General features: G+C 54.6%; 1 pseudogene. It reads right to left on the bottom strand.

The window, feature by feature from the left end:
* Positions 1–80 precede the first annotated feature (80 nt).
* Positions 81–590, bottom strand: a pseudogene (locus tag ACR0EL_RS22555) (glycolate oxidase subunit GlcE); the annotation flags it as partial.

The raw sequence follows: 590 nt of genomic DNA, 5'->3' as shown, positions 1-590 counted from the left end.
ACACAATTTCGGAGTATCTCGTTGGATCGCTGAATCGCTGGGTCTTGCAACTGCTTTTCGGTAAATTTCGTCTGCATCGCCTACCCCATCAGACCCGGATTGAACACGTTCCGAGGGTCAAATCTCTTCCGAATTGCCTTTGTTAGAACCTGAATCTGCGTGCTCTCTGGTTGGAATCGCCCAAATTCAACGATGGTGTCAGCCTCTGCGCGTACCAGCGTTGCATGTCCTTCAAAGTGACCCAGTCGTGCACGCAGATCGGTGCCCTTTGGCACCAATACCCAGATCAAGCCCCCGCCCCAGTCAAATAAGGTTCGATCCGCGTCGATCAGTTCTGCAAGGCTGGCTGCATCGCCGGGTTTCACTGATAAGCGCCAGACATCACCTTCCAGATCCTGAAACGCACGCAGATCGCGCAGATCGACCCAGCGGTTCCTCGAATTCTCTAACTCGGTGCATTCGCCCCCAAGGATTTCGCGTAATCGACCTACCCGATAGGCAACAGAGTCGGCAAATCCTTCGATCCGCAACAGCGCCTGCCCATCCAGTGGATCATAGGCTGCGCTGCTCACCTCGAAGGGGGATTTCAG

It is taken from the genome of Ruegeria sp. AH12 (assembly GCF_056541465.1).
Note: the sequence above shows the minus strand (reverse complement) of the source record. Positions and strands in the feature narration are given on the sequence as shown.